Raw genomic sequence first — 25962 nt, 5'->3', positions numbered from 1 at the left:
GGCCTTAATTAAATATATCATGAGCCAAAGAATCAGAATTAAATTGAAATCTTACGATTACAATTTGGTAGATAAATCTGCTGAAAAGATCGTTAAGACTGTAAAGCCTACAGGTGCAGTAGTTAGTGGTCCAATTCCATTGCCTACAGAAAAGAAAATCTTTACTGTTTTGCGTTCACCACACGTGAACAAAAAAGCAAGAGAGCAATTCCAATTGTGCGCTTACAAACGTTTGTTAGATATTTATAGCTCCAACTCAAAAACAGTTGACGCTTTAATGAAACTTGAATTGCCTAGCGGTGTTGAAGTTGAAATCAAAGTTTAATTGATATAGATACTTAATAAAAGAAAAAGGTCCTGGCATTTGCCGGGACCTTTTTCTTTTTATCGTTTTGTGGTTATCGCTTAGCTGCCAGCCTGGTTTAATATCCGCGGCTTTTGTATTCGTCCAGCTTGTTGCGCTCATCCTGTAGTTCACGCGCCAGCTTTTTCTCTTTTTCATTTGCCTTAACCTTGTAGCTCTGGTATTCGGCGGAGATCTCTTCGTAAAGGCTGCTCCGGTATTTGGCTTCATGCAGCAGCTTCGCAGAGCGTACGATGATGATGATCAGCGCCAGTGCAAGCACCAGGATGATGGTCCAGACCATCGTATTGTAGCTGCCCTTGGAAAAGGGGATACCCATAAAGGTAATCTCATCCAACTTTTGATTAGAGCTGTTCAATGCGTTCTCTTTTCCGCTAAGTTGTACTTTGAGGTCGGCAATGGCTTTCTGCTGTTCGGCAATTTGATTTTTTAGCGCTGGCAGCTGCCGGCGCTCATTACGCAGGGTGTCGTTCACACTTTTCCAGAATGAACTTAGCCGGACAGGATTCACGACTTTAAAGCCATTTAGATTTTTGCTTTTCGACAGGATGCTTTGGTATTGCCCGCGAAGGCTTGGGTCAGCATTGACCGAGTCTTTTGCAGCCTGCTGTGCAGCAGCGTGGTTCGTGTTTAATGCAAAAAACAATACGGCGGTTAGTAGGTGTATAAATTTTCTCATAGAGTCTGATTGTTCTAATTTAACATTAATATTTTAATTTTATTGTGTTTGGGGCTCAGATGTTATCTTTGCGCCGATGTCAATCCTTCTATTCACCCTTGTAATACTGCTCGGCGCTTTTCTGGCGGGCCTGGTCGGATCGCTGACCGGACTGGGTGGTGGGGTGATCATTATCCCGCTGTTAACGCTTGTGCTGGGGGTGGATATACACTATGCAATTGGTGCCTCTATCGTGTCGGTTATTGCGACCTCTTCGGGCTCTGCGGCGGCATACGTAAAGGAAGGCATCACCAATATCCGCATTGGAATGTTCCTGGAGATTGCGACAACCATCAGTGCGATCTTTGGTGCCGTGATTACGGTCTATATCAATCCAAACTATATATCAGTCATCTTTGGGGGCATCCTGTTGTTTTCCGCGGTGATGATGTTGCGGAAGAAGGTGGACCACTCCGACACGGATACGTCGGGGAAACTGGCGAACTTCTTTAAGCTGAATGGGAGTTATCCAACAGCAACCGGTGAGCAGCCTTATGCGGTGCACAACGTCGCTGGTGGTTTTCTGATGATGGCGGTTGCGGGTGTGGCATCGGGATTGCTGGGCATTGGCTCTGGTGCCTTGAAGGTGCTGGCGATGGACAACATCATGAGAATTCCATTTAAGGTTTCTACAACGACCAGTAACTTTATGATGGGGGTAACTGCAGCAGCAAGTGCGGTGGTTTACTTACACCGGGGGCAGATTGATCCCGGAATCGCCATGCCGGTTTGCCTTGGTGTGCTGATCGGTGCAAGGGCAGGATCCAAGATCCTGATTAAATCCAGACCGGAAAAGTTGAAGATGCTGTTTGCAGCAGTGGTAACTTTCCTGGCATTACAAATGATCTATAACGGGCTAAAAGGATAATGGCGGAAGCGGATAAGAAACATATGCTGAAGGACCGCGATATGCAGTTGATCATGGGCAATCTGCTTAGGGCAGGTGTGGTGCTCTCGATGACGGTGGTGTTTATTGGTGGCGTGATCTATCTAATGGGTTATGGAAAGCTACAAGCCGACTATAGCGAGTTCGTGATGGATGAAGCAGGCTTCTTTTCACTGGCCAGTATTTGGACCGGTATGTTGGAAATGAATGGTAAAGCGATCATTCAGCTGGGCATTCTGCTGTTGATCTTTACACCAATTTCCAGGGTCATTCTTGCTGTTTTCAGCTTCCTTTTAGAGCGCGACTACCTTTATGTGCTCATCGGCCTGATCATTTTGAGCATCATTTTGTTCAGTTTGAGCAATAAGCTGGCGGGCTAAACCGGGCTAAGTGCTTCAATCGCAACTTAGTTAATCGCCGGACGCAACTTCCTGAGAATAATGGTACTTATTTAAAAAATAAATAAGCTAACTGTTTGAAAATTAATAATACTTTCGTATTTTTGCCCTCCCTTAAATGGGAATTATATCCACCTTGAACGAAGCCCTACTGCTTCGATGGGTGTTAAACTTTAAAAAAGAAAATGTCAGGTATTATTGGAAAAAAAGTAGGAATGACCAGCATTTTCGATGCCGAAGGAAGAAACATTCCTTGTACGGTAATCGAAGCTGGGCCTTGTGTGGTAACACAGGTAAAGACCGTAGAGAACGACGGTTACGTTTCAGTTCAGTTAGGTTTCGACGAAGCCAAAGCTAAAAACACTACCCAGCCTCTGAAAGGCCACTTTGCGAAAGCAAACACCACCCCAAAACGTAAATTAGTAGAATTTGATCCATTCGAAGAGGCTGTTGCTCTTGGAGATACGGTTGATGTTACTATTTTCAGCGAGGGTGATTTTGTTGATGTAGTGGGTACTTCAAAAGGTAAAGGTTTCCAGGGTGTTGTAAAACGTCATGGTTTCGGTGGTGTAGGTGGACAGACTCACGGTCAGCACAACAGAATGCGTGCACCGGGTTCATTGGGTGCTGCATCTTATCCAGCTCGTGTATTTAAAGGTATGCGTATGGCGGGAAGAATGGGTGGCGACAGAGTAAAGGTTCAGAACTTACAAGTTTTGAAAGTTTATGCTGATCAAAATCTAGTTGTAGTTAGTGGTTCCGTACCAGGAGCTAAAGGTTCTTACGTAATCTTAGATAAGTAAGCAGATGGAAGTTAAAGTATTAAACATTTCAGGACAAGAAACAGGTGCCACAGTGCAACTTCCTGAGTCAGTTTTTGGCATATCACCTGTTGATCATGCTATTTATTTAGATGTAAAGCAATATTTGGCAAATCAGCGCCAGGGAACGCACAAGTCTAAACAACGTAATGAGATTGCAGGTTCTACCCGTAAGCTATACAAACAAAAAGGTACTGGTGGTGCTCGTGCCGGTAGTATTAAATCACCTTTATTTAATGGTGGTGGTCGTGTGTTTGGTCCTCAGCCACGTGATTACAGTTTTAAATTGAACAAGAAATTAAAATCTCTTGCTCGTAAGTCAGCATTGTCTTACAAAGCACAGGACAACAATGTTGTTGTATTGGAAGATTTTACTTTTGATACGATCAAGACTAAAAACTACATCAACTTGGTTAACGCGTTAAGCTTGACTAATGAAAAAACCTTGCTGGTTTTACCTTCACAGAACACTAATATTTATTTATCAAGCAGAAACATTCAGAAAGTGAAAGTTACTACTGCTGATCAGTTGAATACTTATGATGTATTAAACTGCGGCAAGCTTTTGTTAACTGCGGATTCTGTTAAAACATTGGAGGAGGCATTTGCCAAGTAATATGGAATTATTAAAGAAACCAATATTAACCGAAAAAGCTTCTGCATTAACAGAAAAGTCTAACCGCTTTACTTTTAAAGTAGAACACAAAGCAAACAAACTGCAGATTAAAGCAGCTATAGAGAAAATGTACGGTGTTAACGTTTTAGCCATCAATACCATGGTTGTTAACGGAAAACTAAAGTCCAGAAACACTAAAGGCGGTTTAGTTTCGGGTCGTAGCCCAAAATACAAGAAAGCAGTTGTAACGTTGAAAGACGGTGAAACAATTGATTATTACTCGAATATTTAATTAGAATTGAATAATTTATAACTATGGGCTTAAGAAAATTTAAACCAGTTACTCCGGGTACCCGCTTTAGAGTAGGTGCCAGCTTTTCGGAGATTACAGCAACCAAGCCCGAAAAATCATTGGTTGTATCTTCTAAAAAATCGGGAGGACGTAATAACACAGGAAAGATGACTATGCGCTATTTAGGTGGTGGTCACAAGAAATCTTACCGTTTGATTGACTTCAAACGTGATAAGTTTGATATTCCTGCAACAGTAGCTACTGTTGAGTACGATCCGAACCGTACCGCACGTATTGCATTATTACACTACGTAGATGGTGAGAAGCGTTACATTATTGCACCTGAGGGATTGCAAGTAGGACAAACAGTAGTTTCGGGAGAAACAGCTACTCCAGAGGTAGGGAACACATTGAAGTTGGCCAGTATTCCATTGGGATCTATTGTGCACAACGTAGAGATTCACCCAGGCCGTGGAGCACAGTTAGCACGTAGTGCAGGTGCTTATGCACAATTAGCTGCACGTGATGGTAAATATGCAACCTTGAAGATGCCTTCAGGAGAGACCAGATTAATTTTGGTTACCTGTTTAGCAACAATTGGCGCTGTTTCCAACTCTGATCATGCAAATGAAGTATTAGGTAAGGCAGGCCGCAAACGTTGGTTAGGTATTCGTCCTAGAACACGTCCGGTAGCCATGAACCCTGTCGATCACCCAATGGGTGGTGGTGAAGGTCGTTCATCAGGAGGTCAGCCTCGTTCAAGAAATGGTATGTATGCCAAAGGCTTCAAGACCCGTACACTTAAAAAATACTCAAATCGTTTCATCGTAGAGAAAAGGAAAAAATAATGGCTCGTTCAATTAAAAAAGGACCTTATATTGACCACAACGTAGAGAGAAAAGTAGTCTCTATGAATGATACAGGCAAAAGGACTGTAATCAAAACTTGGTCACGCAGATCAATGATCTCACCAGATTTCGTGGGTCATACATTTGCAGTACACAACGGTAACAAATTTATACCGGTATACGTAACAGAAAACATGGTTGGTCACAAACTGGGAGAGTTTGCTCCGACCAGAACATTTAGGGGTCACTCTGAAAAAAGAAAATAATTAAGAGATGGAAGCAGTAGCGAAATTAAACAATTGTCCAACCTCACCGCGTAAAATGCGTTTGGTTGTAGATCTTATCAGAGGCGAGCGTGTAGAGAAAGCATTACATATTTTGAAATTTACCAATAAAGAAGCAGCACAAAAAGTTGAGAAACTTTTGTTATCCGCTATCAAAAACTGGGAAACTAAAAATGAAGGTTCTCGTCCTGAAGAAAACCAACTATATGTTAAAACCATCATGGTTGGTGGTGGCCGTCAGCTTAAACGCTTAAGACCGGCACCTCAAGGCCGCGGTTTCAGAATTCGCAAGCGTTCTAACCACGTAACTTTGATAGTAGATAGTAAAATCGTTGAAACTCAAACTAATTAACAGAAATGGGACAAAAAGCACATCCAATAGGTAACAGGTTAGGAATCATCAAAGGTTGGGATTCTAACTGGTTCGGTGGCAACAACTATGCTGATAAATTAGTTGAGGACGAAAAAATAAGAAAATACCTTTCTGCACGTATCGCTAAAGGCGGCGTGGCGAAAGTTGTTATCGAGCGTACATTAAAGCGCATCACTGTTACCATTCACACTGCCCGTCCGGGTATTGTAATTGGTAAAGCAGGACAAGAGGTTGACAAGATTAAAGAAGAGCTGAAACAACTTACTAAAAAAGAGATTCAGATCAACATTTTCGAGATCAAACGTCCTGAGTTAGATGCACAATTAGTGGCAGAAGGCGTTGCTAAGCAATTAGAGGCAAGGATCTCTTTCCGTAGAGCAATGAAATCTACCATCGCATCAACGATGCGTATGGGCGCTGAAGGTATCAAGATCATGACTTCAGGTCGTTTAGGTGGTGCAGAGATGGCACGTAGCGAGCAGTACAAAGAAGGAAGAATTCCTTTGCATACTTTCCGTGCGGACATTGACTATGCACTAGCTGAAGCTTTGACTACTTATGGTAAAATAGGTGTTAAAGTTTGGATCTGCAAAGGTGAAGTTTACGGTAAACGTGATCTTTCTCCAAACATCGGTTCGACCAGCAATGCACCTGGTAAAGGTGGCAGACCTGAAGGCGCATTCGGTGGCGGCAGAGACAGAGACAACAGAGGCGGTGGCGAAAGACGTAACGATAACCGCGGTGGTGGTAATCGTGGCGGAAGAGGCCCGGGTCAAGGTGGTCCTGGAGCAGGAAGAGATAACAGAGGCGGAAACACTCCTAACAGAGGTCCTCGTAAATAATTAGTTAACAAATCGTTTTACGATAATATTAAGATAAAATGTTACAGCCAAAAAGAACGAAGTTCAGAAAGATGCAAAAAGGCAGAATGAAAGGTTTAGCTACACGTGGAGCTGAACTATCATTCGGATCTTTCGGGATCAAATCTCTAGAGTCGACCTGGATCACCAGCCGTCAGATAGAGGCAGCCCGTATCGCGGTAACTCGTTTCATGAAACGTGAAGGCCAGGTGTGGATTAGAATTTTCCCGGACAAACCGGTAACTAAGAAACCTGCTGAAGTACGTATGGGTAAAGGTAAAGGTGCTCCTGAATACTGGGTAGCTGTTGTTAGACCCGGACGTATTATTTTTGAAGCAGAAGGTGTACCTTTGGAAGTTGCCAAAGAAGCCATGAGATTAGCCGCTCAGAAATTACCAATCCAGACAAAATTTGTAGTACGTAGAGATTACGTAGAAGCATAAAAAAGTATTGGGTTGCATGTTGTAAGTAACTTGTTATTATAACCTCTAGACCCAACACATTAAAATTAATAAAATGAAGAACTCAGAAATCACAGGGCTTTCACAGGAAGAACTAGTAGCCAGGATTGCAGAAGAAAAAGAAAACTTAGTTAAGTTAAAATTTGCGCATACTATTTCGGCTATCGAAAATCCTTCCCGCATCACAAAGGTAAGAAGGAATATTGCCCAATTAAATACTGAACTGACTAAGCGCAAGGCTGTGTCTGCTAGTGAAACTAAATAACTTTAGAGTCGAAATGGAAAGACAATTAAGAAAAACAAGAACCGGGTTAGTGGTAAGCAACAAGATGGATAAATCTGTTGTGGTAGCAGTAGAACGTAAAGTGAAACACCCGATCTATGGTAAGTTCGTAAAGAAAACTACCAAATTTATGGCTCATGACGAGAAAAACGATTGCGGTATTGGTGATACAGTACTGATCATGGAGACTCGTCCGCTGAGTAAAAACAAGAACTGGAGATTAGTGGAAATTTTAGAAAGGGCTAAATAACATGGTACAACAGGAATCAAGATTAAACGTAGCCGATAATAGCGGCGCAAAAGAAGTATTGGTTATCCGTGTACTTGGTGGTACTGGAAAGCGATATGCTTCTATTGGTGACAAGATCGTTGTTACCGTGAAAAGCGCATTACCTTCTGGAAACATTAAGAAAGGAACAGTTTCTAAAGCAGTTGTTGTAAGAACAAAGAAAGAGATCAGACGTAAAGATGGTTCTTACATCCGTTTCGACGACAATGCAGCAGTATTATTGAATGCACAAGATGAGCCGCGCGGTACTCGTATTTTCGGCCCGGTAGCGAGAGAACTGCGTGAAAAACAATTCATGAAAATTGTATCATTAGCACCGGAGGTATTATAATATGAAAAATAAAGTAACGACACCAAAAATAAAGATCCGTAAAGGAGATTTAGTAAAGGTTATAGCCGGCGATTCAAAAGGCCAGCAAGGTAATGTACTAGCGGTACAAACTGATAAAAACAGAGTATTGGTAGAAGGCATTAACCTTGTTTCAAAACATACAAAACCAAATGCTGCTACTCCAAATGGTGGTATCATTAAAAAAGAAGCTGCTCTTCACATTTCTAACGTGATGTTGGTTGATCCAAAATCTGGTGAAACAACCCGCGTTGGCAGAAAGCTAAACGCTGATGGGAAATTAGTTAGGGTTGCTAAAAAATCAGGAGAGGAGATCAAATAATGGCTTACGTACCAAGATTAAAAAGTAAATATAAAGAGGAAATTGTAAATAATCTTAAAGATAAGTTTAATTACAAGAGCGTAATGCAGGTTCCTAAATTAGAGAAGATCGCTATCAACCAGGGTGTTGGACGTTTCTCTGTAACTGACAAGAAGATTATGGACAGCTCTATTTTAGAGATGACTACCATTTCTGGTCAGCAGGCTGTAGGTGCGAAATCTAAAAAAGATATCTCAAACTTTAAATTACGTAAAGGTATGCCAGTAGGTGTACGTGTAACTTTACGTGATAACAACATGTATGAGTTTTTAGATCGTTTAATTTCCGTAGCTTTGCCACGTATCCGTGATTTCAAAGGTATCAATGATAAAGGCTTTGATGGTAAAGGCAATTACACTTTAGGTGTAACTGAGCAAATCATCTTCCCTGAGATCAACATCGACAAGATCAACAAGATCTTGGGTATGGATATTACGTTTGTAACTACCGCTACCAACGACGTTGAAGCAATGGAACTTTTAAAACAATTTGGACTACCATTTAAAAATCAAAACCCAACAAATCAGTAATGGCAAGAGAAGGTGTAAAAGCACGCGAAGTTAAGCGCCAAAGATTGGTAGCTAAATACGCAGACAAACGTGCAGAATTAAAAGCTGCAGGTGATTACGAAGGACTTGATAAGTTACCTAAAAACTCCTCAGCAGTTCGTTTGCACAACCGTTGTAAATTAACTGGCCGCCCACGTGGTTACATGCGTACCTTTGGTATTTCCAGGGTTACGTTCCGCGAAATGGCATTAGCTGGTAAGATTCCGGGAGTAAGAAAAGCGAGCTGGTAGAAATACCCAGTATACATTAGAAGATCTGCTTATGCAGGACTTCTAATGTATTTGCGTTAAAAAGAATATTAACCGATGGAAGGTCGTCCCGAATGGATCGGGAAGGAAACCGCTGTCACAATCATATCAAAATGAATACAGATCCAATAGCAGATTATCTTACAAGAGTAAGAAATGCCATTAAGGCAAATCACAGAATTGTAGAGATTCCTGCATCGAACCTTAAAAAGGAAATGACAAAAGTACTTTTTGACAAAGGTTACATTGCCAACTACAAATTCGAGGACACTACTGCACAAGGCATCATTAAAATTGCTTTGAAGTACAACCCGATTACTAAAGTTCCTGCAATCCGCACGTTGATGCGCATTAGCAAACCAGGTTTAAGGCAATATGCTGGCGTAGGGAATATGCCAAGAGTATTAAACGGTTTAGGTATCGCAATCTTGTCTACTTCTAAAGGAGTGATGACAGATAAAGAAGCAGCTAAACTTAACATTGGTGGCGAAGTTTTGTGTCACGTTTATTAATTAAAGGAGGATAACAAAATGTCAAGAATAGGAAAAGCCCCAATTAATGTTCCTGCTGGAGTAACGATTACCGTATCTAAAGATAACGTTGTAACCGTTGCAGGTCCAAAAGGACAGTTAACCCAAGCAGTTGATTCAGATATCACTGTAAGTTTAGAAGACAATGTACTTACTGTACTACGTCCGACTGAGCAAAAGAGACACAAAGCATTGCACGGCTTATACCGTTCATTGTTGAATAATATGGTTATCGGTGTTACAGAAGGATACAAGCTACAACAGGAATTGGTTGGTGTGGGTTACCGTGCAACCAATACAGGAAATACCCTGGATCTTGTTTTAGGATTCTCTCACCACTATGTGTTCCAGTTACCAGAAGAGATTAAAGTAACAACATCTTCGGAAAAAGGACAGACTCCTAAGATCATTTTAGAGAGTATCGACAAACAACTTATTGGTCAGGTAGCAGCAAAAATCCGCTCATTACGTGCACCAGAGCCATATAAAGGTAAAGGTATCAAGTTTGTAGGCGAAGTGTTAAGAAGAAAAGCAGGTAAATCAGCTTCTAAAAAATAATCATCATGGCAGGAAAAAAATTATCTCGTAGAGATCGTATAAAAAAAGGAATCAGAAAAAGACTTACCGGTTCTGAAAGCCGTCCACGTTTATCAGTTTACAGAAGCAATAAAGGGATTTATGCTCAAATTATTAACGACGTAACCGGAAATACATTAGTTTCAGCATCTTCTTTATCGAAAGATTTTACTGGTACTGGTACCAAAATGGAGCAATCTATTGCTGTAGGTAAATCAATCGCAGAGAAAGCTATCGCAGCTGGCGTAAAACAAGTTGTTTTCGATAGAAATGGCTATTTATACCACGGTCGTGTTAAATCATTGGCTGACGGTGCCCGTGAAGCTGGTTTAGAATTTTAATCTGATAAATAGAGAAGAATGTCAACTATCAATATAAAAAGAGTTAAGACTAGCGAGATCGAGTTAAAAGATCGTTTAGTTAGTATACAACGTGTTGCCAAAGTGACCAAAGGTGGTCGTACCTTCAGCTTTTCCGCTATCGTAGTGGTAGGTGATGAGAACGGTATCGTAGGTTACGGTCTTGGTAAAGCGAAAGAGGTTACCGAAGCAATTGCAAAAGGTATCGATGACGCTAAAAAGAACCTGGTAAAAGTTCCATTGTTGAACGGAACCGTTCCTCATGAGCAAATCGGTAAATTTTCAGGTGGTTTTGTTTTAATCAAACCAGCTGCAGTAGGTACCGGAGTTATTGCTGGTGGTGCGATGCGTGCAGTACTGGAGAGTGCTGGTGTACACAACGTACTTGCAAAATCAAAAGGTTCATCTAACCCACACAACGTGGTAAAAGCAACAGTAGATGCTTTGACCAAAATGCGTGATGCTTATACTGTCGCTCAGCAACGTGGTGTTGATTTAAACAAAGTTTTTAACGGATAACATTATGGCTAGGATTAAAATAACCCAGATAAAAAGCGTTATCGATAGAAGCGAACGCCAAAAGAGAACTATGCAGGCATTAGGTTTAACTAAAATGAACCAGTCTGTAGAAGTTGAAGCGAACAATGCAATTATCGGCATGGTACGTAAAGTAAACCACCTGGTTGCAATCGAGCAAATCTAATTTAATGGCGGTTGCAAATGCGGAATATAATTCTACATTTGCAACCTCTGTCTATTTTTTAACCGTTGTCCCTGATTAGTGAAAGCGAAGGGCAACACAATGAGTTTCTAAAAATGAACTTAAGTAATTTAAAACCTGCATCAGGTTCAATCAAAAGCAGCAAAAGAATTGGTCGTGGTACTGGTTCAGGTCGTGGTGGAACATCTACCCGTGGTCATAAAGGTGCTGGTTCCCGTTCAGGTCACAAAAACAAAATCGGATTTGAAGGTGGTCAAATGCCTTTACAACGTCGTGTTCCTAAAGTTGGTTTCAAATCGATCAACCGTGTAGAATATGTTGGCGTTAACTTAGACGTTATCCAGGCGCTTGCTGAAAAATTCAATTTAACTACCATCACATTTGCTGATTTCCAGGCTCATGGTTTAGCATCTAAAAATGATCTAGTGAAAGTATTGGGTCGTGGCGAGGTTACATCGAAAATAGAAGTTAAAGCCCATGCTTTTTCTGCAACTGCACAAAAGGCTATTGAAGCTGTTGGTGGCTCAATTGAAAAACTGTAATTAATGAAGAAGCTGTTTACTACTTTAAGTAATATCTGGAAAATAGAAGAATTGAGAGAGCGTATCGTTTTTACGCTCATCATTCTTTTGGTCTATAGATTTGTATCACATGTGGTTCTTCCGGGTGTCGATGCAACCGCATTAGACACGAATGAACAATCTGGCCTGTTAGGTTTGATAGACATGTTTGCCGGTGGATCTTTCTCCCGCGTATCTATTTTAGCCCTTGGTGTAATGCCATATATTTCAGCGTCTATTGTAGTTCAGTTACTCGGTATTGCTGTACCTTCTTTCCAGAAAATGCAGAAAGAAGGCGAGAGCGGCAGAAATAAGCTTAACCAAATTACCAGATATCTGACTGTTGCTATCACCGCTGTTCAGGCAGTTGGTTACATCAAAACGCAGGTGCCTGTTGAAGCAATTCTGATCGACCGTACGTTATTCTACGTGCTGTCTACGTTTGTTTTAGCTGCAGGAACCTTGTTCGTGATGTGGCTTGGTGAGAAAATCACAGATAAAGGTATCGGAAATGGTGTTTCACTAATCATCATGGTTGGTATCATCGCACGTTTGCCAATGGCCCTACAACAGGAGATCAGCTCCAGGTTTGTGGGTGATGGCGGTTTAATCGGACTTGTACTTGAAATCGTTGCTTTATTTGCAGTGGTGATGTTCACCATCCTGATCGTTCAGGGTGTACGTAAAGTGCCTGTTCAGTATGCAAAACGTATTGTTGGTAACAGACAATTTGGTGGTGTAAGACAGTATATCCCTTTAAAGGTTAATGCTGCTGGTGTTATGCCGATCATCTTTGCTCAGGCCTTGATGTTCATTCCGATGACGCTCACCTCATTTTTTCCTTCATTGCAAAACACCTGGTTAATCCAGTTCAGTGATTATACTTCACTTACGTACTGCTTAACTTTCGCGTTCTTAATCATTGCCTTTACTTTCTTCTATACTGCTATCACCGTAAATCCTACGCAAATGGCTGATGATATGAAGAAGAACGGCGGGTTTATTCCAAGCGTTAAACCAGGACTTGCAACTTCATCTTTTATAGATGATGTTATTTCTAAGATCACTTTCCCAGGCTCTATTTTCCTGGCGATCATTGCGATCCTTCCTGCGATTGCGGTTAAATTCGGTATCAAATCTGAGTTTGCGCATTTCTATGGTGGTACTTCGCTTTTGATTCTTGTTGGTGTGGTATTAGATACCCTTCAGCAAATTGAAAGTTATTTATTGATGCGTCATTATGATGGATTGATGAAAACCGGTAGAGTGACCGGCCGCACAGGGATTCCTGCTGCAACCGGAAGTAATGCCGTGATATAAGTCATGTCAAAAATTTATTATAAATCGGCAGAGGAGATTGAGCTGATCCGGGAGAGTTCCATGTTGGTGTCGCAGACACTTGCAGAAGTGGCCAAAGTTATTGGCCCGGGAATCACGACCATGAGCTTAAACAAACTTGCCGAGACTTTTATTAAAGATCAGGGTGCCGTTCCGGCATTCCTGAACTATAATGGCTTCCCATATTCATTATGTATTTCTCCGAATGAACAGGTTGTACATGGCTTTCCGAGTGACTATGTTATTCAGGAAGGTGATCTGATCTCGGTAGACTGCGGTGTAATTAAGAACAACTATTTCGGGGACTCCGCTTACACTTTCGCCATTGGTGAGATTGATGCGGAGAAACAAAAGTTGGTTGATGTAACCAAAGCATGCCTGGTAGCCGGTGTGGAGAAAGCAGTATCCGGTTCCCGGATCGGGGATGTGGGATATGCCATTCAAAAGATTGCTGAAGATAACGGTTTTGGTGTAGTAAGGGAATTGGTAGGACATGGGGTAGGCGTTAAGCTACATGAAAAACCAGAGGTACCGAACTATGGCCAGAGAGGCCGCGGGATTAAGTTAGAAGAAGGTATGGTGATTGCCATCGAGCCTATGATTAATGCCGGCACAGCGGGTGTTAAATTTTGGTCAGACGGCTGGACTGTAACGAGTAAGGATAATAAACCATCTGCACATTTCGAACATACGATCGCGGTTAAAAAGGGGAAAGCAGATGTTTTGTCGACGTTTACGTTGATTGAAGAAGTTTTAGAGAAAAAGCATAAATAATTAAATTATTTTAATTAATTTTGCAACCCTGTTTAATAGCAGCTAATTAAGTAAAAATCAATAATATATGGCTAAACAAGCCTCAATTGAACAAGACGGAGTAATAAGGGAAGCATTATCGAATGCAATGTTCCGGGTAGAACTGGAGAATGGGCATGAGATTATCGCTCACATTTCTGGTAAGATGCGGATGCACTACATCAAGATATTACCAGGGGATAAAGTTAAATTAGAGATGTCGCCTTACGACTTATCGAAGGGCAGGATTACTTATAGATATAAATAAAATGAAAGTTAGGTCATCAATTAAAAAGCGTAGCGCTGATTGCAAAATTATACGTCGTAAGGGGAAACTTTACGTTATCAACAAAAAGAACCCTAAGTTCAAGCAGCGTCAAGGTTAAGAAATTATTTAAGTGTGATTGGATTGGATGTACAGGTTATTCAATCTGTCATTTAATCAAATAATCAAACATTTAGTACAAATATGGCAAGGATATCAGGTATTGATTTACCAAGAAACAAAAGAGGCGAAATTGGTCTAACGTACATCTTCGGTGTAGGTAGATCTACTGCTCAACGTATTTTAACGGAAGCAGGTATCGATTTTAGCAAAAAAGTACAAGACTGGTCTGATGAAGAGTTATCAGCGATTCGTACGATCATCAACGACGGAATTAAAGTTGAAGGTGCTTTACGTTCAGAGGTTCAATTGAACATCAAACGTTTAATGGATATCGGTTGCTACCGTGGCTTACGTCATAGAAAAGGTTTGCCGGTTCGTGGACAACGTACGAAAAACAACTCCAGAACTCGTAAAGGCAAGAGAAAAACAGTTGCTAACAAGAAAAAAGCTACTAAATAAAATTAGTATCAAACAATAATTATGGCTAAGAGTAAAAAAGTAACTAAAAAGCGTATTGTTGTAATTGAGCCTGTTGGTCAGGCACACATCAATGCGACTTTTAACAATATCATTGTTACCCTAACAAACAACAACGGTCAGACCATTTCATGGTCGTCTGCAGGTAAAATGGGCTTCAAAGGTTCTAAAAAGAACACCCCATATGCAGCAGGTCAAGCGGCTTCAGACTGTGGTAAGGTAGCATATGATTTAGGTTTACGTAAGGTTGAAGTATTTGTAAAAGGTCCTGGATCTGGTCGTGAATCAGCAATCAGAACTTTACAAGTTGCAGGTATCGAAGTGACTTCGATTAAAGACATCACCCCGCTTCCACACAATGGTTGCCGTCCACCTAAGAAAAGAAGAGTTTAATTTATAATTTTTAAAGCTAAGAGTCTGCAGCTACAGGTTGCACGATACTTTAAAACAAAGCACAATGGCAAGATATACAGGACCAAAGTCCAAAATCGCGCGTAAATTCAGAGAGCCAATTTTCGGCCCTGATAAAGTTTTAGACAGAAAAAACTATCCTCCTGGCCAACATGGCGTTTCTAAAAGAAGAGGAAAACAATCTGAATATGCTGTTCAGTTAATGGAAAAACAAAAAGTGAAATACACTTACGGTGTATTGGAGCGTCAGTTCCGTAACTTGTTTACCAAAGCATCTTCACGTCAGGGTATTACCGGTGACAACTTATTACAATTATTAGAAGCTCGTTTAGATAATACCGTATATAGATTAGGTATTGCTACAACCCGTTCAGCTGCCCGCCAGTTAGTTAGCCATAAACACGTAACAGTGAACGGTGAAGTGGTAAACATTCCTTCTTATCAATTGAAAGCCGGTGATGTAATTGCTGTTCGTGAGAAATCAAAGACATTAGAATCCATCACTAATTCTGTTGCTGGAAGAGTAATCAATAAATTCAATTGGTTAGACTGGAATGCAAGTGAATTGTCTGGAAAGTTTTTAGCTTATCCAAATCGTGATGAGATCCCAGAAAACATCAAAGAAAACCTTATAGTAGAGTTGTACTCTAAGTAATGAATTGATTCTAACTGCCCTTTATCCAAAGGGCGGTTAGTTTTTTTTGCGTTACAATTTTTAACAAACGATCTAAAAACATTATAAATGGCAATTTTAGCATTTCAGAAACCCGATAAGGTAATCATGCAGAAATCTACTGATTTCGATGGCATATTTGAATTTCGTCCTTTAGAGCCCGGTTTCGGTGTAACAATTGGTAATGCCCTTAGAAGAATTTTACTTTCTTCCTTGGAAGGTTATGCAATTACAAGTATCCGTTTTTCTGGTGTTTCTCACGAATTTTCTACCATCAAAGGTGTTGTAGAAGACTTGACTGAAATCATCCTGAATTTAAAACAAGTTCGTTTTAAGAAAGTTGGTGACACTGGTGATTCTGAAAAAGTATTCATCATTGTAAATGGTCAGGATCAGTTTCTTGCAGGAGACATTACTAAATTCTCAAACAACTTTGAGGTTTTAAACCCGGATTTTGTGATTTGCAATATGGAAAAAACAGTGACTTTAGAGGTGGAATTAACCATCAATAAAGGCCGCGGTTATGTTCCTGCTGAAGAAAATAAAGTAAGTGATGCTGTTGTTGGTGTGATCGCGATTGACTCGATCTTTACACCAATGAAAAATGTTAAGTACACGATTGAAAACTATCGTGTTGAACAAAAAACAGATTACGAAAAATTAATCCTTGAGATTTCTACCGACGGATCTATTCATCCTGAAGAGGCATTGAAAGAATCTGCGAAGATTTTAATCCAACACTTTATGCTGTTCTCTGATGAGAACCTGGTATTGGAGTCGCAGGCTAAAGAAGAGACTAAAGAAGTTGATGAGGAAATCTTACACATGCGTAAGATCCTTAAAACGGAATTGGTTGATCTTGATCTTTCTGTACGTGCATTAAACTGCTTAAAAGCAGCTGACATCCGTACCTTGGCTGATCTAGTGTCTTACGACGTTGCTGATATGTTAAAGTTCAGAAACTTCGGTAAAAAATCCCTGACTGAAATCCAGGAACTGGTTAAATCTAAGAGCTTATCTTTTGGAATGAACCTGTCTAAATTCAAGTTAGACGAAGAATAATAACAAATATAACTATTGTTAATCGTGCATAATTCCCTCGCAAAGAGACGGTATGCACTGAATAAAATCAAAAATGAGACACGGTAAAAAAATTAACCATTTAGGAAGAACAGATTCACATCGTAAGGCGATGTTGGCTAACATGGCTTCATCATTAATCAAGCACAAAAGAATTACCACGACTTTAGCGAAAGCAAAAGCATTGCGTATGTACGTTGAGCCGATGATTACTAAATCTAAAACCGATACTACACACTCTCGTCGTATTGTTTTTAGCTACTTACAAGATAAAGAAACTGTAACTGAATTGTTCCGTGACGTAGCTGCTAAGGTTGCTAACCGTCCGGGTGGTTACACCAGAATTATCAAATTAAACAATCGTTTAGGTGATAATGCGGAGATGGCATTGATCGAATTGGTTGACTACAACGAAGTATACGGTAAAGATACTGACGCTGCAGAGAAGAAAACTACCCGTCGTGGTAGAAGCAGAAGCAAAAAAGCTGATGCACCTGCTGCTGAAGCGACTACTGCTACTGAAGCAACCACCGAAGCGCCTGTTGAAGAAGCTGCTGCACCTGCTGAAGGTGAAGAAGCTAAAGAAGCATAAGCCTTTCATAAGGATAAAAGAAGCCCTGTTGATTTTTTCAGCAGGGCTTTTTTCATAATTCAATTTTAACTTTTGCATATGAATGCATCTAATCAGCCGGAGGTCTTTTTAGAAAAGGTAAAAGAAGCCTTGGCTTCTGGTTCCTTTCTGAAAGTTACACTTTCGAATTATACTGGTGCTGAACCCGAGCTAAAGAATATTTATCTGCGCTTGGTTGAAATCAAGCGGCAGCCTAAACTTTCTTTTACTTTCCGGTATAAGACCAGGGATATCGTCAAGAATTTTGACCTGCCAGAAGGGGAGGTCATGTTAGGGAAATATGTTCAGGAGGAGTTTAGCGCAGCGACGCTATTTAGCACTACTGCCGACTGGTCCTTACAACGTAAAGGTGATGGATGGTCCATTAAGCAGCTTGCGCCATCAATGACCAAGCCCGAGGGTAGTCTCTCCCATGATAAAACGAAAGCGCGTAAGATTACGAGTACGGGTAAGCAATATCTAGTTGATCTTGGGCTAACCGATGCCTCGGGTACGGTGTTTAAGAATGCTCAGGACAAATACAAGCAGATCAATCAGTATATCGAAATATTAAGTCCTTTGATTGCTTCGCTTCCGGCAGGAAGTATTAAAAAGGTGGCTGATATGGGTTCCGGGAAAGGGTACCTCACCTTTGCGCTTTATGATTATCTGGTTAATACCCTTAAGCAAGACGTACAGGTTACCGGCGTAGAGTTTAGGGAAGATATGGTTGGCTTATGCAATCAGATCGCCAGCAATGCTGGATTTACGGGCCTGGACTTTGCACAAGGCACCATTGATGCCTATGACACCGCAGGTGTGGACATGTTAATTGCACTACATGCCTGTGATACCGCCACCGACGATGCCATTTACAAAGGGATCCAGGCGGGTGCCCAGCTGATTGTTACTGCCCCCTGCTGCCACAAGCAGATCAGGAAGGAGATCGTCAAGGGCAAACAGCCAAACGCACTGGACTTTATTACCCAGCATGGTATTTTCCTGGAACGACAGGCTGAGATGGTGACCGACGGTCTCCGCGCTTTGATCATGGAGTATTTTGGTTACCAGACCAGGATCATGCAATTCATTTCTGATCAGCATACACCGAAAAACGTGCTGATCATTGGCGTGCGTAAACCTATCGCGGAAGCGCGTAAAGTTGAAATCCTGGAGCAGATCAGGTCCACTAAAGCATTCTTCGGAATAGGTTACCATCATCTGGAAAAACTCAGCGGGCTTAGTGGTTAATATGTCAATTTGGCATTTTGACAGCTGGTCATGCAGCGTAATATCGGTCGCTATTTACCTCAGTCTTTGCCATTAACTGCCAAATTACAATTGGCACAACCCTTGTTTAAAGGGAAATATCGAATTAGTAAAACATTAAAATAATAATAAAATGGGAAAAATTATTGGTATAGACTTAGGAACAACAAATTCTTGCGTAGCCGTAATGGAGGGTAACGAGCCTGTAGTTATAGCCAACAGTGAGGGTAAGCGTACAACACCATCTATCGTTGCATTTGCAGAGAATGGTGAGCGTAAAGTTGGTGAGCCGGCTAAACGTCAGGCGATCACTAACCCTACAAAAACGATCTCTTCTATCAAACGTTTCATGGGTAGCAGCTTTGCTGAAGTGAGCAAGGAAGCTGGTCGTGTACCTTATAGCGTAGTTAAAGGTGACAACAACACACCACGTGTGGAAATTGATGACCGTAAATATACGCCGCAAGAACTTTCTGCGATGATCTTGCAGAAAATGAAAAAAACAGCAGAAGACTTTTTAGGTCAGGAAGTTACAGAAGCAGTTATTACTGTTCCTGCATATTTTAACGATGCACAACGTCAGGCTACTAAAGAAGCTGGCGAAATTGCTGGTTTAACTGTTAAACGTATCATCAACGAGCCTACTGCAGCTGCTTTGGCTTACGGTCTGGATAAAGCACACAAAGACATGAAAATTGTCGTGTTTGACTGTGGTGGTGGTACGCATGACGTTTCCGTATTGGAATTAGGAGACGGTGTATTTGAAGTAAAATCTACTGACGGTGATACACACCTGGGTGGAGATGACTTTGACCACATCATTATCGAGTGGTTAGCTGCTGAATTCAAAAACGAGAATGGTATGGACCTTCACCAGGATCCAATGGCCTTACAACGTTTGAAAGAAGCTGCTGAGAAAGCTAAAATCGAGTTATCAAGCACAACTTCTACAGAGATCAACTTGCCTTACATTACTGCTGATGCAACTGGTCCTAAACACTTGGTAAGAACTTTAAGCCGTGCTAAATTCGAGCAATTGGCTTCAGATCTAATTAACCGTACTATTGAACCATGTAAATCTGCATTGAGAAATGCTGGTTTAAAAACTTCTGATATCGATGAGATTATCTTAGTAGGTGGTTCTACCCGTATCCCTGCCATCCAGGATGCTGTTAAAGCTTTCTTTGGTAAAGAGCCTTCTAAAGGTGTAAACCCTGACGAGGTTGTAGCTATTGGTGCTGCTATCCAAGGTGGTGTATTAACCGGTGAGGTTAAAGATGTATTATTATTAGATGTTACCCCACTTTCTTTAGGTATCGAAACTATGGGTGGTGTAATGACTAAATTAATTGAAGCTAATACAACCATTCCATCTAAAAAAGCAGAGACTTTCTCTACAGCTGCTGATAACCAACCATCTGTTGAAATCCACATTTTACAAGGTGAGCGTCCTATGGCTGCTCAGAACCGTACAATTGGACGTTTCATTCTAGACGGTATTCCACCAGCACCTCGTGGTGTGCCTCAAATCGAAGTTGCTTTTGACATCGATGCAAACGGTATCTTACATGTAAGTGCGAAAGATAAAGCTACTGGTAAAGAGCAAAAGATCCGTATCGAAGCATCTTCTGGTTTAACTGATGAAGAAATCAAGAGAATGAAAGAAGAAGCGGAGAAAAACGCTGACGCAGATAGAGCTGCTAAAGAAGAAGCAGAAAAAATCAATGCTGCTGATGCTTTAATCTTCTCTACAGAGAAACAACTGAAAGAATTCGGTGATAAGATCTCTGCGGAAAAGAAAGCTCCAATCGAAGAAGGTCTGACAAAATTGAAAGAAGCTCATGCTTCAAGAAACTTTGCTGACATCGATACTGCACAAGCTGCTTTACAAGCTGCATGGAACGAAGCATCTGAAGAAATGTACAAAGCTGGTGCTGATGGATCACAGCCACAACAAGGCGGTCCTCAGGCTGGTGAGCAAGCTCCAAGCGGAGATAACGTTACTGATGTAGACTTCGAAGAAGTAAAAGACGACAAGAAATAATCTTGTTCTAATATAAAGGAAAAGGCTGCCCAAAAGGCAGCCTTTTTTATGCAGGAAGCTTTGCTGATAAGTAGTGCTTCTTGCTGATTAGTACTACTTAAGGATTATCAAAGCTTGAAAACGCCCGTTTAAAGTGCTGAACAAATAAGAAGGCCTCTTTGCATACGCTAAGAGGCCTTCTTGATGGCAGATTTATTTTACGTAATTTATTTTATGCCCAAAGGTTTTCAGGGTATGTACCATCTTTTACAAGTTGGTCAATACTTTCCTGTACAATCGGCTTATCTTCTTTATAGGTAACACCGAACCACTGGCTGCTTGTAGGGATCACCTTAACCACTGCTTTATTGGTTCTGATCAGATGGTCACCCACCAAAGGAATAAAGAACTCCGCTTTAGGGTTATCTTTGTTAGCGTGTGCAAACTCTTTAAACAGTTCTAAGCTGATGTTAAAGATTTCTGGTGTAAAGCCCCAGAAGTTCATAGAAACGCGCGTATCGAACTCTAATGGATGTTTGTGGTCATTTTCTTCGTAAACAATAACATCAAACTCTTTGTAAACGTTTGTACGTTCAACAATCTCTTCCAGGTTACCAGCGGCATCAACTTTACAAACACCACGGGATACCGATCCGTGTTCAGATAAAGTTTTACCAATTTCGTAGCCGATCATGGAGAATGTGCTGCCGTTTGCTTCCTTTGTTAAGAAGTCGTTCATCTTTTGGAAGGCATCCAAACCATAGAAATCATCCGCATTGATCACCGCAAATGGTTCTTTAACCACGTGTCTTGCAGCAAGTACCGCATGAGCAGTACCCCAAGGTTTTGCACGTTCGATCTCTAATTCAACACCGTACTGTTTGATGTCGAAGTTTTGAAACACATAGTCAGTCTCAATTTTGCCATTTAACTTAGGTTCAAAGATGGATTTGAAGTTATCTACAAATTCCTCTTTGATGATGAATACAACCTTGCCAAATCCGGCTTTGATTGCATCATGAATAGAATAGTCAATAATGGTTTCGCCGTTCGGGCCAAATCCATCAATTTGTTTCATGCTTCCATAGCGGCTTGCCATCCCGGCAGCTAAAATCAGTAAAGTAGGTTTCATAATAGTTTATATAAACAAATGGAATATTTTTCTTGTTAAGTTTAACGGTTTATGCCGTTTGAACAATAATATAAATTAAGGCTAAATTGTTTGCCTATCTTGAATATTTAAAGTCGTGGTTATTGGTAATGTTTAGTAACGCGTGATAGATCAAGCTGATCACATTATCCACATCTTCCTTGTGAATCATTTCCACGGTCGTATGCATGTAGCGCAATGGCAGTGAAATCAATGCCGATGGCACACCGCCATTGGAGTAAGCAAAAGCATCCGTGTCTGTTCCGGTAGACCTTGAAGAAGCCTGGCGTTGGAACGGGATGTTATTCTGCTGTGCCGTTTCAATCAATAGCCTGTTCAGGTTGGTTTGTACGGCAGGTGCATAAGACACCACAGGGCCCTTTCCGCAGGCAAGGTCGCCCTGAGTAATCTTGTTGATCATTGGGGTAGAAGTGTCATGCGTTACATCGGTGATGATGGCCACGTTTGGCTTTATGCGATGTGCAATCATTTCTGCGCCACGAAGGCCAATCTCTTCCTGTACCGAGTTCACGATATACAAGCCAAAAGGAAGTTCGTTCTTGTTCTCATGTAGCAAGCGTGCAACCTCGGCGATCATAAAACCACCTGCACGGTTATCCAGTGCACGACCAACGTAGTAACGGTCGTTAAGCACCATGAACTCATCTTCGTAGGTGATCACACAGCCCACATGAATACCTAAAGCTTCAACCTCTTCTTTAGTGGTACATCCGCAATCCAGAAAGATATTTTTCAAGGCTGGTGCTTCTTCTTTTTCGCCATTGCGGGTATGAATTGCTGGCCAGCCAAATACAGCCTTTACCAAACCTTTATCCGTATGGATATTAACGCGCTTGGAAGGTGCGATCTGATGATCTGAACCTCCGTTACGGATCACGTAAATTAAGCCGTCTGAGGTGATGTAATTCACAAACCAGGAGATCTCGTCAGCATGTGCTTCGATAACTACCTTGAACTCCGCATCCGGATTGATCACACCTACTGCGGTACCGTAGTTGTCGATGAAGCTATCGTGGATGTAAGGCTTAAGATAATCCAGCCATAATTTCTGGCCTGGATATTCAAAGCCCGTCGGAGAGGGGTTGTTAATATATGTTTCAAAGAAACGTACAGATTGCTCCGTAACTACGGGAACATGTTTTTTTTCTTCTTCTTGTTCTGACATGGTTAAACTTGTTTTAATTATGATATATCGAGGCGGTAATTATTGCCTCTTTTACTTACAATTTAAGGTTCTTAAAATGCTAGGCCAGTTCAGGCTGCTGTCGCTGTTTATAAAAGTAATAGATCAGGATGTTGGTGCTAATCACTAAACCCGAGCCGAGGCAAAACATTGGCCAGTGCCCCAGATCCCAAAGCCATAAGCCCGCTGCCGAGCCCACCGATGCACCCACAAAGCTCACGGACATAAACACGGTGTTTAGCCGGTTACGAGCCTCCGGAATCAAAGCATAGATCCTGGTCTGGTTCGTTACATGGATCGCCTGCTGACCAATATCCAGCAGTATAATCCCGGCAACGAATAGGAACAGATGACTCTGCGTAAAATAGAAGGCAATGATGCTGATTAATTGTAGCACCAGCCCGATCAACAGATTCCTTCTTGGGTCACGGGCGTCACTTAACTTACCTACCAGCGGGGCAGCAAGTGCACCTGCTGCACCAGCAATGCCGAACAAACCAATCTGCAAAGATTGGAAATTGAAAGGCGGACTCGCCAGATACAACACCATCGTGGTCCAGAATGCACTTAGTGTCGCAAAAGCAAGGAAGTTAATTAAAGAGGTTTCTCTTAATACAGGCTGCGTTTTGATGTATCCGAACATGGATCCCATCAGCTGTCTATAGTTCCCTTTGAAGCCTGGTAAACTTGCAGGAAAGCGTTTAGCCATCAGCAGGACCAGCAATAGGCATATGCCGGCAGCAATCAGGAACATGGAACGCCAGCCCCAGAGGTATCCAATGGTGCCGCTAACGGACCTGGAGCCCAGGATTCCAATCAGCAAACCGCTCATGATAATACCAATGGTGTGTCCGCGGTTTTCATCTGAAGATAGGTTTGCAGCCATGGGTAGGATAAGCTGTGGCACAATAGAACTGGCGCCGATGAGTACGCAGGCCACCTGCAACACACCGAAAGAATGAGAAAATCCTGCCAGTAGTAAAGATAGAATGGCCAGTCCGGTAATCACCAGGATCTGTTTCTTACGTTCGAACATATCACCAAGTGGTACCAGCAGCAACAGCCCGATCGCATAACCTGCCTGGGTAAGGTAGGTCGCTCGGCCTGCAACACTCTCCGAAATATGAAACTCTCTTGCGATCAGGATAATGAGCGGTTGGCAATAGTAAATGTTTGCTACAATCAGACCCGTACAAAAGGCCATTAGCAGTACGTCTGCACGACTTAACTTCATTTATAATGGTATGTTCCCGTGTTTTTTTCTTGGGTTGTTTACAACTTTGTTTTCCAGCATCTTAAACGCTTTAATTAGCTTGTTACGCGTCTGCGAAGGTTCAATCACCTCATCAACAAATCCACGTTCTGCAGCCCGGTAAGGGTTCGCGAAAATCTCTGCATACAGCTGCTCCTTTTCCTGCAATTTCTGTTCCGGGTTTTCAGCCGTACTGATTTCTTTCTTGAAGATGATCTCTGCAGCACCTTTTGCCCCCATAACTGCGATTTCAGCACTCGGCCAGGCATAGTTCAGGTCCGCACCAATATGTTTGGAATTCATCACATCGTAGGCGCCGCCATAAGCTTTACGGGTAATGACCGTAATCCGCGGAACGGTTGCTTCGCTAAATGCATATAATAGTTTCGCGCCATTGCTGATGATGCCGTTCCATTCCTGATCAGTACCCGGTAGGAAGCCAGGAACATCCTCCAATACCAGCAGGGGAATGTTGAAGCAATCGCAAAACCGCACAAAACGTGCAGCCTTAATCGAGGCGTGGTTATCCAGAACCCCTGCAAGGTACGCCGGCTGGTTGCCTACGATGCCGATGCTTCTGCCCGCAAGGCGTGCAAAGCCGACCACAATATTCTCCGCAAAATCTTTATGTACTTCCAGAAAGCTGTCTGCATCTGCAATGGAGGCAATTACCTCGCGCATGTCGTAAGGCTGACTGGAGCTTTCTGGTAAAAGGCTGTTCAGCGCTGGTCTGCTTTCATCTTCTGGCGTATATGGCAACTGTGTAGGGATCTCCTCACAGTTCTGCGGCATATAGCTCAGCAGCTTTCTGATATGGTTAATGGCGTCCAGCTCGTTCACGCAGGAGAAATGCGTTACACCAGATTTGGTTGCATGCGTAGACGCGCCGCCCAGTTCTTCGGATGTAACCTGTTCGTGTGTCACCGTTTTCACCACATTAGGGCCGGTAACAAACATGTAAGATGTGTTCTCCACCATAAGCACAAAATCGGTGATGGCAGGAGAATATACTGCACCTCCCGCGCAGGGACCCATGATTGCGGAAAGCTGAGGAACCACACCCGAGGCCTGTACGTTCTTGTAGAAGATATCAGCATAGCCGCCCAAAGACACTACGCCTTCCTGAATTCTGGCACCTCCACTATCGTTCAAGCCAATCAAAGGTGCGCCATTCTTCATGGCCATATCCATTACCTTACAGATCTTCTCCGCATGGGTCTCTGAAAGGGAACCACCAAAAACGGTGAAATCCTGCGAGAACACGTAAACCAGGCGACCCGCTATAGTACCATAACCGGTCACCACACCATCCCCATAGTACTTTTCTTTCTCCATGCCGAAGTCAGTGCTACGGTGGGTCACCAACATGCCAATTTCTTCAAAGGAATTTTCATCCAGCAAGAAATGTAGTCGTTCCCGGGCAGTCAGTTTACCTTTTTTATGCTGACTGGCAATTCTGGCCTCACCACCAGCTGCCATGGCCTGTTGTACTTTATCCTTTAATAGCGCTAACTTATTTTCCATTTCCA

At 41.9% G+C, this 25962-nt stretch carries 39 protein-coding genes; 34 read left to right on the top strand and 5 right to left on the bottom strand.

Features of this window, described 5'->3' with window-relative positions; translation table 11 throughout:
- Positions 1 to 19 precede the first annotated feature (19 nt).
- On the top strand, positions 20 to 325 hold the full coding sequence (gene rpsJ, locus AC5WJX_RS12340) for a 30S ribosomal protein S10 (RefSeq protein ID WP_008244591.1): 306 nt from the start codon (positions 20 to 22) through the stop codon (positions 323 to 325).
- 97 nt (positions 326 to 422) lie between these two features.
- Here the strand turns inward: rpsJ and AC5WJX_RS12335 are convergent, their stop codons facing one another.
- Positions 423 to 1043 carry a hypothetical protein gene (locus AC5WJX_RS12335; protein WP_494484744.1) on the bottom strand — a complete coding sequence of 207 codons (621 nt, stop codon included), beginning with the start codon at positions 1041 to 1043 and terminating at the stop codon, positions 423 to 425.
- A 76-nt stretch (positions 1044 to 1119) separates the two neighbouring features.
- Here AC5WJX_RS12335 and AC5WJX_RS12330 point away from each other — a divergent pair, with 76 nt between their 5' ends.
- The 33 genes from AC5WJX_RS12330 (at position 1120) to dnaK (ending at position 20848) form a co-directional block, all read left to right on the top strand.
- Entirely contained in the window at positions 1120 to 1950 is an 831-nt protein-coding gene (locus tag AC5WJX_RS12330; RefSeq protein WP_494484743.1) for a sulfite exporter TauE/SafE family protein, read from the top strand.
- The gene (locus tag AC5WJX_RS12325; protein ID WP_494484742.1) at positions 1950 to 2348 is read left to right on the top strand and encodes a DUF1634 domain-containing protein; all 399 of its coding nucleotides are present in this window, start codon (positions 1950 to 1952) and stop codon (positions 2346 to 2348) included. Before AC5WJX_RS12330 ends, AC5WJX_RS12325 begins: the two co-directional genes overlap by 1 nt.
- Before the next feature lie 203 nt (positions 2349 to 2551).
- Positions 2552 to 3169 (top strand): 50S ribosomal protein L3, encoded by a 618-nt coding sequence (gene rplC, locus AC5WJX_RS12320; protein WP_440428078.1) that lies wholly within the window; start codon positions 2552 to 2554, stop codon positions 3167 to 3169.
- Positions 3170 to 3173: 4 nt separating this feature from the next.
- The gene (rplD, locus tag AC5WJX_RS12315; RefSeq protein ID WP_494484741.1) at positions 3174 to 3803 is read left to right on the top strand and encodes a 50S ribosomal protein L4; all 630 of its coding nucleotides are present in this window, start codon (positions 3174 to 3176) and stop codon (positions 3801 to 3803) included.
- Between the two features lies 1 nt (position 3804).
- A complete protein-coding gene (gene rplW / locus AC5WJX_RS12310) occupies positions 3805 to 4095 on the top strand; it encodes a 50S ribosomal protein L23 (protein WP_440428076.1) in 291 nt (96 codons plus the stop codon).
- 23 nt (positions 4096 to 4118) lie between these two features.
- Positions 4119 to 4943: a 50S ribosomal protein L2 gene (gene rplB / locus AC5WJX_RS12305; protein ID WP_494484740.1), complete on the top strand. Its 825-nt coding sequence runs from the start codon at positions 4119 to 4121 to the stop codon at positions 4941 to 4943.
- Positions 4943 to 5209 carry a 30S ribosomal protein S19 gene (gene rpsS / locus AC5WJX_RS12300; RefSeq protein ID WP_440428074.1) on the top strand — a complete coding sequence of 89 codons (267 nt, stop codon included), beginning with the start codon at positions 4943 to 4945 and terminating at the stop codon, positions 5207 to 5209. Before rplB ends, rpsS begins: the two co-directional genes overlap by 1 nt.
- Positions 5210 to 5216: 7 nt before the next feature.
- Positions 5217 to 5579 (top strand): 50S ribosomal protein L22, encoded by a 363-nt coding sequence (gene rplV, locus AC5WJX_RS12295; protein ID WP_440428073.1) that lies wholly within the window; start codon positions 5217 to 5219, stop codon positions 5577 to 5579.
- Between the two features lie 5 nt (positions 5580 to 5584).
- Positions 5585 to 6442 carry a 30S ribosomal protein S3 gene (gene rpsC / locus AC5WJX_RS12290; protein ID WP_440428072.1) on the top strand — a complete coding sequence of 286 codons (858 nt, stop codon included), beginning with the start codon at positions 5585 to 5587 and terminating at the stop codon, positions 6440 to 6442.
- 38 nt (positions 6443 to 6480) lie between these two features.
- Positions 6481 to 6903, top strand: a complete 423-nt coding sequence (gene rplP / locus AC5WJX_RS12285; RefSeq protein ID WP_048907441.1) for a 50S ribosomal protein L16 — start codon at positions 6481 to 6483, stop codon at positions 6901 to 6903.
- A 73-nt stretch (positions 6904 to 6976) separates the two neighbouring features.
- Complete coding sequence (gene rpmC / locus AC5WJX_RS12280; RefSeq protein WP_188626197.1) at positions 6977 to 7186, top strand: 50S ribosomal protein L29; 210 nt, start codon at positions 6977 to 6979, stop codon at positions 7184 to 7186.
- A 13-nt stretch (positions 7187 to 7199) separates the two neighbouring features.
- The gene (rpsQ, locus tag AC5WJX_RS12275; RefSeq protein ID WP_037442595.1) at positions 7200 to 7454 is read left to right on the top strand and encodes a 30S ribosomal protein S17; all 255 of its coding nucleotides are present in this window, start codon (positions 7200 to 7202) and stop codon (positions 7452 to 7454) included.
- Between the two features lies 1 nt (position 7455).
- Complete coding sequence (rplN, locus tag AC5WJX_RS12270) at positions 7456 to 7824, top strand: 50S ribosomal protein L14 (protein WP_008244575.1); 369 nt, start codon at positions 7456 to 7458, stop codon at positions 7822 to 7824.
- A gap of 1 nt (position 7825) precedes the next feature.
- Positions 7826 to 8164, top strand: coding sequence for a 50S ribosomal protein L24 (rplX, locus tag AC5WJX_RS12265; protein ID WP_229663551.1), 339 nt, complete (start codon positions 7826 to 7828; stop codon positions 8162 to 8164).
- Positions 8164 to 8733: a 50S ribosomal protein L5 gene (gene rplE / locus AC5WJX_RS12260; protein WP_440428071.1), complete on the top strand. Its 570-nt coding sequence runs from the start codon at positions 8164 to 8166 to the stop codon at positions 8731 to 8733. Before rplX ends, rplE begins: the two co-directional genes overlap by 1 nt.
- Positions 8733 to 9002, top strand: a complete 270-nt coding sequence (rpsN, locus tag AC5WJX_RS12255; protein ID WP_440428070.1) for a 30S ribosomal protein S14 — start codon at positions 8733 to 8735, stop codon at positions 9000 to 9002. The genes rplE and rpsN overlap by 1 nt, the downstream gene beginning before the upstream one ends.
- A gap of 131 nt (positions 9003 to 9133) precedes the next feature.
- A complete protein-coding gene (gene rpsH, locus AC5WJX_RS12250) occupies positions 9134 to 9532 on the top strand; it encodes a 30S ribosomal protein S8 (protein ID WP_440428069.1) in 399 nt (132 codons plus the stop codon).
- An 18-nt stretch (positions 9533 to 9550) separates the two neighbouring features.
- Positions 9551 to 10108, top strand: a complete 558-nt coding sequence (rplF, locus tag AC5WJX_RS12245; RefSeq protein ID WP_440428068.1) for a 50S ribosomal protein L6 — start codon at positions 9551 to 9553, stop codon at positions 10106 to 10108.
- A gap of 5 nt (positions 10109 to 10113) precedes the next feature.
- On the top strand, positions 10114 to 10467 hold the full coding sequence (gene rplR / locus AC5WJX_RS12240) for a 50S ribosomal protein L18 (RefSeq protein ID WP_440428067.1): 354 nt from the start codon (positions 10114 to 10116) through the stop codon (positions 10465 to 10467).
- Positions 10468 to 10485: 18 nt separating this feature from the next.
- The gene (gene rpsE, locus AC5WJX_RS12235; protein ID WP_008244566.1) at positions 10486 to 11004 is read left to right on the top strand and encodes a 30S ribosomal protein S5; all 519 of its coding nucleotides are present in this window, start codon (positions 10486 to 10488) and stop codon (positions 11002 to 11004) included.
- A 4-nt stretch (positions 11005 to 11008) separates the two neighbouring features.
- Positions 11009 to 11188: a 50S ribosomal protein L30 gene (gene rpmD / locus AC5WJX_RS12230; RefSeq protein ID WP_440428066.1), complete on the top strand. Its 180-nt coding sequence runs from the start codon at positions 11009 to 11011 to the stop codon at positions 11186 to 11188.
- Positions 11189 to 11301: 113 nt separating this feature from the next.
- Positions 11302 to 11748: a 50S ribosomal protein L15 gene (gene rplO / locus AC5WJX_RS12225; RefSeq protein ID WP_440428065.1), complete on the top strand. Its 447-nt coding sequence runs from the start codon at positions 11302 to 11304 to the stop codon at positions 11746 to 11748.
- Positions 11749 to 11751: 3 nt separating this feature from the next.
- The gene (gene secY / locus AC5WJX_RS12220) at positions 11752 to 13086 is read left to right on the top strand and encodes a preprotein translocase subunit SecY (protein ID WP_440428064.1); all 1335 of its coding nucleotides are present in this window, start codon (positions 11752 to 11754) and stop codon (positions 13084 to 13086) included.
- 3 nt (positions 13087 to 13089) lie between these two features.
- The gene (gene map / locus AC5WJX_RS12215) at positions 13090 to 13878 is read left to right on the top strand and encodes a type I methionyl aminopeptidase (RefSeq protein WP_440428063.1); all 789 of its coding nucleotides are present in this window, start codon (positions 13090 to 13092) and stop codon (positions 13876 to 13878) included.
- 67 nt (positions 13879 to 13945) lie between these two features.
- Positions 13946 to 14164: a translation initiation factor IF-1 gene (gene infA, locus AC5WJX_RS12210; protein WP_008244555.1), complete on the top strand. Its 219-nt coding sequence runs from the start codon at positions 13946 to 13948 to the stop codon at positions 14162 to 14164.
- A 1-nt stretch (position 14165) separates the two neighbouring features.
- Positions 14166 to 14282: a type B 50S ribosomal protein L36 gene (gene ykgO, locus AC5WJX_RS12205; protein ID WP_082434884.1), complete on the top strand. Its 117-nt coding sequence runs from the start codon at positions 14166 to 14168 to the stop codon at positions 14280 to 14282.
- Positions 14283 to 14365: 83 nt separating this feature from the next.
- Positions 14366 to 14743, top strand: coding sequence for a 30S ribosomal protein S13 (gene rpsM, locus AC5WJX_RS12200; protein ID WP_068403475.1), 378 nt, complete (start codon positions 14366 to 14368; stop codon positions 14741 to 14743).
- Positions 14744 to 14764: 21 nt separating this feature from the next.
- A complete protein-coding gene (gene rpsK / locus AC5WJX_RS12195) occupies positions 14765 to 15154 on the top strand; it encodes a 30S ribosomal protein S11 (protein ID WP_330145807.1) in 390 nt (129 codons plus the stop codon).
- A gap of 64 nt (positions 15155 to 15218) precedes the next feature.
- Complete coding sequence (gene rpsD / locus AC5WJX_RS12190) at positions 15219 to 15827, top strand: 30S ribosomal protein S4 (protein ID WP_440428062.1); 609 nt, start codon at positions 15219 to 15221, stop codon at positions 15825 to 15827.
- Positions 15828 to 15914: 87 nt separating this feature from the next.
- The gene (locus tag AC5WJX_RS12185) at positions 15915 to 16907 is read left to right on the top strand and encodes a DNA-directed RNA polymerase subunit alpha (RefSeq protein ID WP_440428061.1); all 993 of its coding nucleotides are present in this window, start codon (positions 15915 to 15917) and stop codon (positions 16905 to 16907) included.
- Between the two features lie 73 nt (positions 16908 to 16980).
- Positions 16981 to 17517, top strand: coding sequence for a 50S ribosomal protein L17 (rplQ, locus tag AC5WJX_RS12180; RefSeq protein ID WP_494484739.1), 537 nt, complete (start codon positions 16981 to 16983; stop codon positions 17515 to 17517).
- A 78-nt stretch (positions 17518 to 17595) separates the two neighbouring features.
- On the top strand, positions 17596 to 18786 hold the full coding sequence (locus AC5WJX_RS12175; protein WP_494484738.1) for a class I SAM-dependent methyltransferase: 1191 nt from the start codon (positions 17596 to 17598) through the stop codon (positions 18784 to 18786).
- Between the two features lie 151 nt (positions 18787 to 18937).
- Positions 18938 to 20848 (top strand): molecular chaperone DnaK, encoded by a 1911-nt coding sequence (dnaK, locus tag AC5WJX_RS12170; RefSeq protein WP_440428058.1) that lies wholly within the window; start codon positions 18938 to 18940, stop codon positions 20846 to 20848.
- Positions 20849 to 21059: 211 nt separating this feature from the next.
- Here the strand turns inward: dnaK and AC5WJX_RS12165 are convergent, their stop codons facing one another.
- The 4 genes from AC5WJX_RS12165 to AC5WJX_RS12150 form a co-directional block, all read right to left on the bottom strand.
- Entirely contained in the window at positions 21060 to 21959 is a 900-nt protein-coding gene (locus AC5WJX_RS12165; protein ID WP_494484737.1) for a sugar phosphate nucleotidyltransferase, read from the bottom strand.
- A 94-nt stretch (positions 21960 to 22053) separates the two neighbouring features.
- Positions 22054 to 23163 (bottom strand): M42 family metallopeptidase, encoded by a 1110-nt coding sequence (locus tag AC5WJX_RS12160; RefSeq protein WP_494484736.1) that lies wholly within the window; start codon positions 23161 to 23163, stop codon positions 22054 to 22056.
- Positions 23164 to 23242: 79 nt separating this feature from the next.
- Complete coding sequence (locus tag AC5WJX_RS12155) at positions 23243 to 24415, bottom strand: MFS transporter (protein ID WP_440428055.1); 1173 nt, start codon at positions 24413 to 24415, stop codon at positions 23243 to 23245.
- Positions 24416 to 25957, bottom strand: a complete 1542-nt coding sequence (locus AC5WJX_RS12150; protein WP_494484735.1) for an acyl-CoA carboxylase subunit beta — start codon at positions 25955 to 25957, stop codon at positions 24416 to 24418.
- Positions 25958 to 25962 lie beyond the last annotated feature (5 nt).

The sequence above is a fragment of the Pedobacter sp. NEAU-ZC8 genome (genome assembly GCF_059278965.1).
The sequence above is the reverse complement of the archived record's forward strand: the minus strand, read 5'-3'. Positions and strand labels throughout refer to the sequence as shown.

Bases quoted from the DNA above. Each gene is read 5' to 3' on its own strand.
- AC5WJX_RS12185 (WP_440428061.1), top strand. From the start codon at position 15,915: ATGGCAATTTTAGCATTTCAGAAACCCGATAAGGTAATCATGCAGAAA.
- rplV (WP_440428073.1), top strand. From the start codon at position 5,217: ATGGAAGCAGTAGCGAAATTAAACAATTGTCCAACCTCACCGCGTAAA.
- rpsM (WP_068403475.1), top strand. From the start codon at position 14,366: ATGGCAAGGATATCAGGTATTGATTTACCAAGAAACAAAAGAGGCGAA.
- rplO (WP_440428065.1), top strand. From the start codon at position 11,302: ATGAACTTAAGTAATTTAAAACCTGCATCAGGTTCAATCAAAAGCAGC.
- AC5WJX_RS12155 (WP_440428055.1), bottom strand. From the start codon at position 24,415: ATGAAGTTAAGTCGTGCAGACGTACTGCTAATGGCCTTTTGTACGGGT.
- AC5WJX_RS12335 (WP_494484744.1), bottom strand. From the start codon at position 1,043: ATGAGAAAATTTATACACCTACTAACCGCCGTATTGTTTTTTGCATTA.
- ykgO (WP_082434884.1), top strand. From the start codon at position 14,166: ATGAAAGTTAGGTCATCAATTAAAAAGCGTAGCGCTGATTGCAAAATT.
- dnaK (WP_440428058.1), top strand. From the start codon at position 18,938: ATGGGAAAAATTATTGGTATAGACTTAGGAACAACAAATTCTTGCGTA.
- secY (WP_440428064.1), top strand. From the start codon at position 11,752: ATGAAGAAGCTGTTTACTACTTTAAGTAATATCTGGAAAATAGAAGAA.
- rpsC (WP_440428072.1), top strand. From the start codon at position 5,585: ATGGGACAAAAAGCACATCCAATAGGTAACAGGTTAGGAATCATCAAA.
- rplD (WP_494484741.1), top strand. From the start codon at position 3,174: ATGGAAGTTAAAGTATTAAACATTTCAGGACAAGAAACAGGTGCCACA.
- infA (WP_008244555.1), top strand. From the start codon at position 13,946: ATGGCTAAACAAGCCTCAATTGAACAAGACGGAGTAATAAGGGAAGCA.
- AC5WJX_RS12330 (WP_494484743.1), top strand. From the start codon at position 1,120: ATGTCAATCCTTCTATTCACCCTTGTAATACTGCTCGGCGCTTTTCTG.
- rpsH (WP_440428069.1), top strand. From the start codon at position 9,134: ATGAATACAGATCCAATAGCAGATTATCTTACAAGAGTAAGAAATGCC.
- AC5WJX_RS12150 (WP_494484735.1), bottom strand. From the start codon at position 25,957: ATGGAAAATAAGTTAGCGCTATTAAAGGATAAAGTACAACAGGCCATG.
- rpmC (WP_188626197.1), top strand. From the start codon at position 6,977: ATGAAGAACTCAGAAATCACAGGGCTTTCACAGGAAGAACTAGTAGCC.
- AC5WJX_RS12165 (WP_494484737.1), bottom strand. From the start codon at position 21,959: ATGAAACCTACTTTACTGATTTTAGCTGCCGGGATGGCAAGCCGCTAT.
- rpsS (WP_440428074.1), top strand. From the start codon at position 4,943: ATGGCTCGTTCAATTAAAAAAGGACCTTATATTGACCACAACGTAGAG.
- rplR (WP_440428067.1), top strand. From the start codon at position 10,114: ATGGCAGGAAAAAAATTATCTCGTAGAGATCGTATAAAAAAAGGAATC.
- rplQ (WP_494484739.1), top strand. From the start codon at position 16,981: ATGAGACACGGTAAAAAAATTAACCATTTAGGAAGAACAGATTCACAT.
- rplN (WP_008244575.1), top strand. From the start codon at position 7,456: ATGGTACAACAGGAATCAAGATTAAACGTAGCCGATAATAGCGGCGCA.
- rpsN (WP_440428070.1), top strand. From the start codon at position 8,733: ATGGCAAGAGAAGGTGTAAAAGCACGCGAAGTTAAGCGCCAAAGATTG.
- AC5WJX_RS12160 (WP_494484736.1), bottom strand. From the start codon at position 23,163: ATGTCAGAACAAGAAGAAGAAAAAAAACATGTTCCCGTAGTTACGGAG.
- AC5WJX_RS12175 (WP_494484738.1), top strand. From the start codon at position 17,596: ATGAATGCATCTAATCAGCCGGAGGTCTTTTTAGAAAAGGTAAAAGAA.
- rplW (WP_440428076.1), top strand. From the start codon at position 3,805: ATGGAATTATTAAAGAAACCAATATTAACCGAAAAAGCTTCTGCATTA.
- rplF (WP_440428068.1), top strand. From the start codon at position 9,551: ATGTCAAGAATAGGAAAAGCCCCAATTAATGTTCCTGCTGGAGTAACG.
- rplC (WP_440428078.1), top strand. From the start codon at position 2,552: ATGTCAGGTATTATTGGAAAAAAAGTAGGAATGACCAGCATTTTCGAT.
- rpsE (WP_008244566.1), top strand. From the start codon at position 10,486: ATGTCAACTATCAATATAAAAAGAGTTAAGACTAGCGAGATCGAGTTA.
- rplE (WP_440428071.1), top strand. From the start codon at position 8,164: ATGGCTTACGTACCAAGATTAAAAAGTAAATATAAAGAGGAAATTGTA.
- rplX (WP_229663551.1), top strand. From the start codon at position 7,826: ATGAAAAATAAAGTAACGACACCAAAAATAAAGATCCGTAAAGGAGAT.
- rplB (WP_494484740.1), top strand. From the start codon at position 4,119: ATGGGCTTAAGAAAATTTAAACCAGTTACTCCGGGTACCCGCTTTAGA.
- map (WP_440428063.1), top strand. From the start codon at position 13,090: ATGTCAAAAATTTATTATAAATCGGCAGAGGAGATTGAGCTGATCCGG.
- rpsJ (WP_008244591.1), top strand. From the start codon at position 20: ATGAGCCAAAGAATCAGAATTAAATTGAAATCTTACGATTACAATTTG.
- rpsK (WP_330145807.1), top strand. From the start codon at position 14,765: ATGGCTAAGAGTAAAAAAGTAACTAAAAAGCGTATTGTTGTAATTGAG.
- rpsQ (WP_037442595.1), top strand. From the start codon at position 7,200: ATGGAAAGACAATTAAGAAAAACAAGAACCGGGTTAGTGGTAAGCAAC.
- rpsD (WP_440428062.1), top strand. From the start codon at position 15,219: ATGGCAAGATATACAGGACCAAAGTCCAAAATCGCGCGTAAATTCAGA.
- AC5WJX_RS12325 (WP_494484742.1), top strand. From the start codon at position 1,950: ATGGCGGAAGCGGATAAGAAACATATGCTGAAGGACCGCGATATGCAG.
- rpmD (WP_440428066.1), top strand. From the start codon at position 11,009: ATGGCTAGGATTAAAATAACCCAGATAAAAAGCGTTATCGATAGAAGC.
- rplP (WP_048907441.1), top strand. From the start codon at position 6,481: ATGTTACAGCCAAAAAGAACGAAGTTCAGAAAGATGCAAAAAGGCAGA.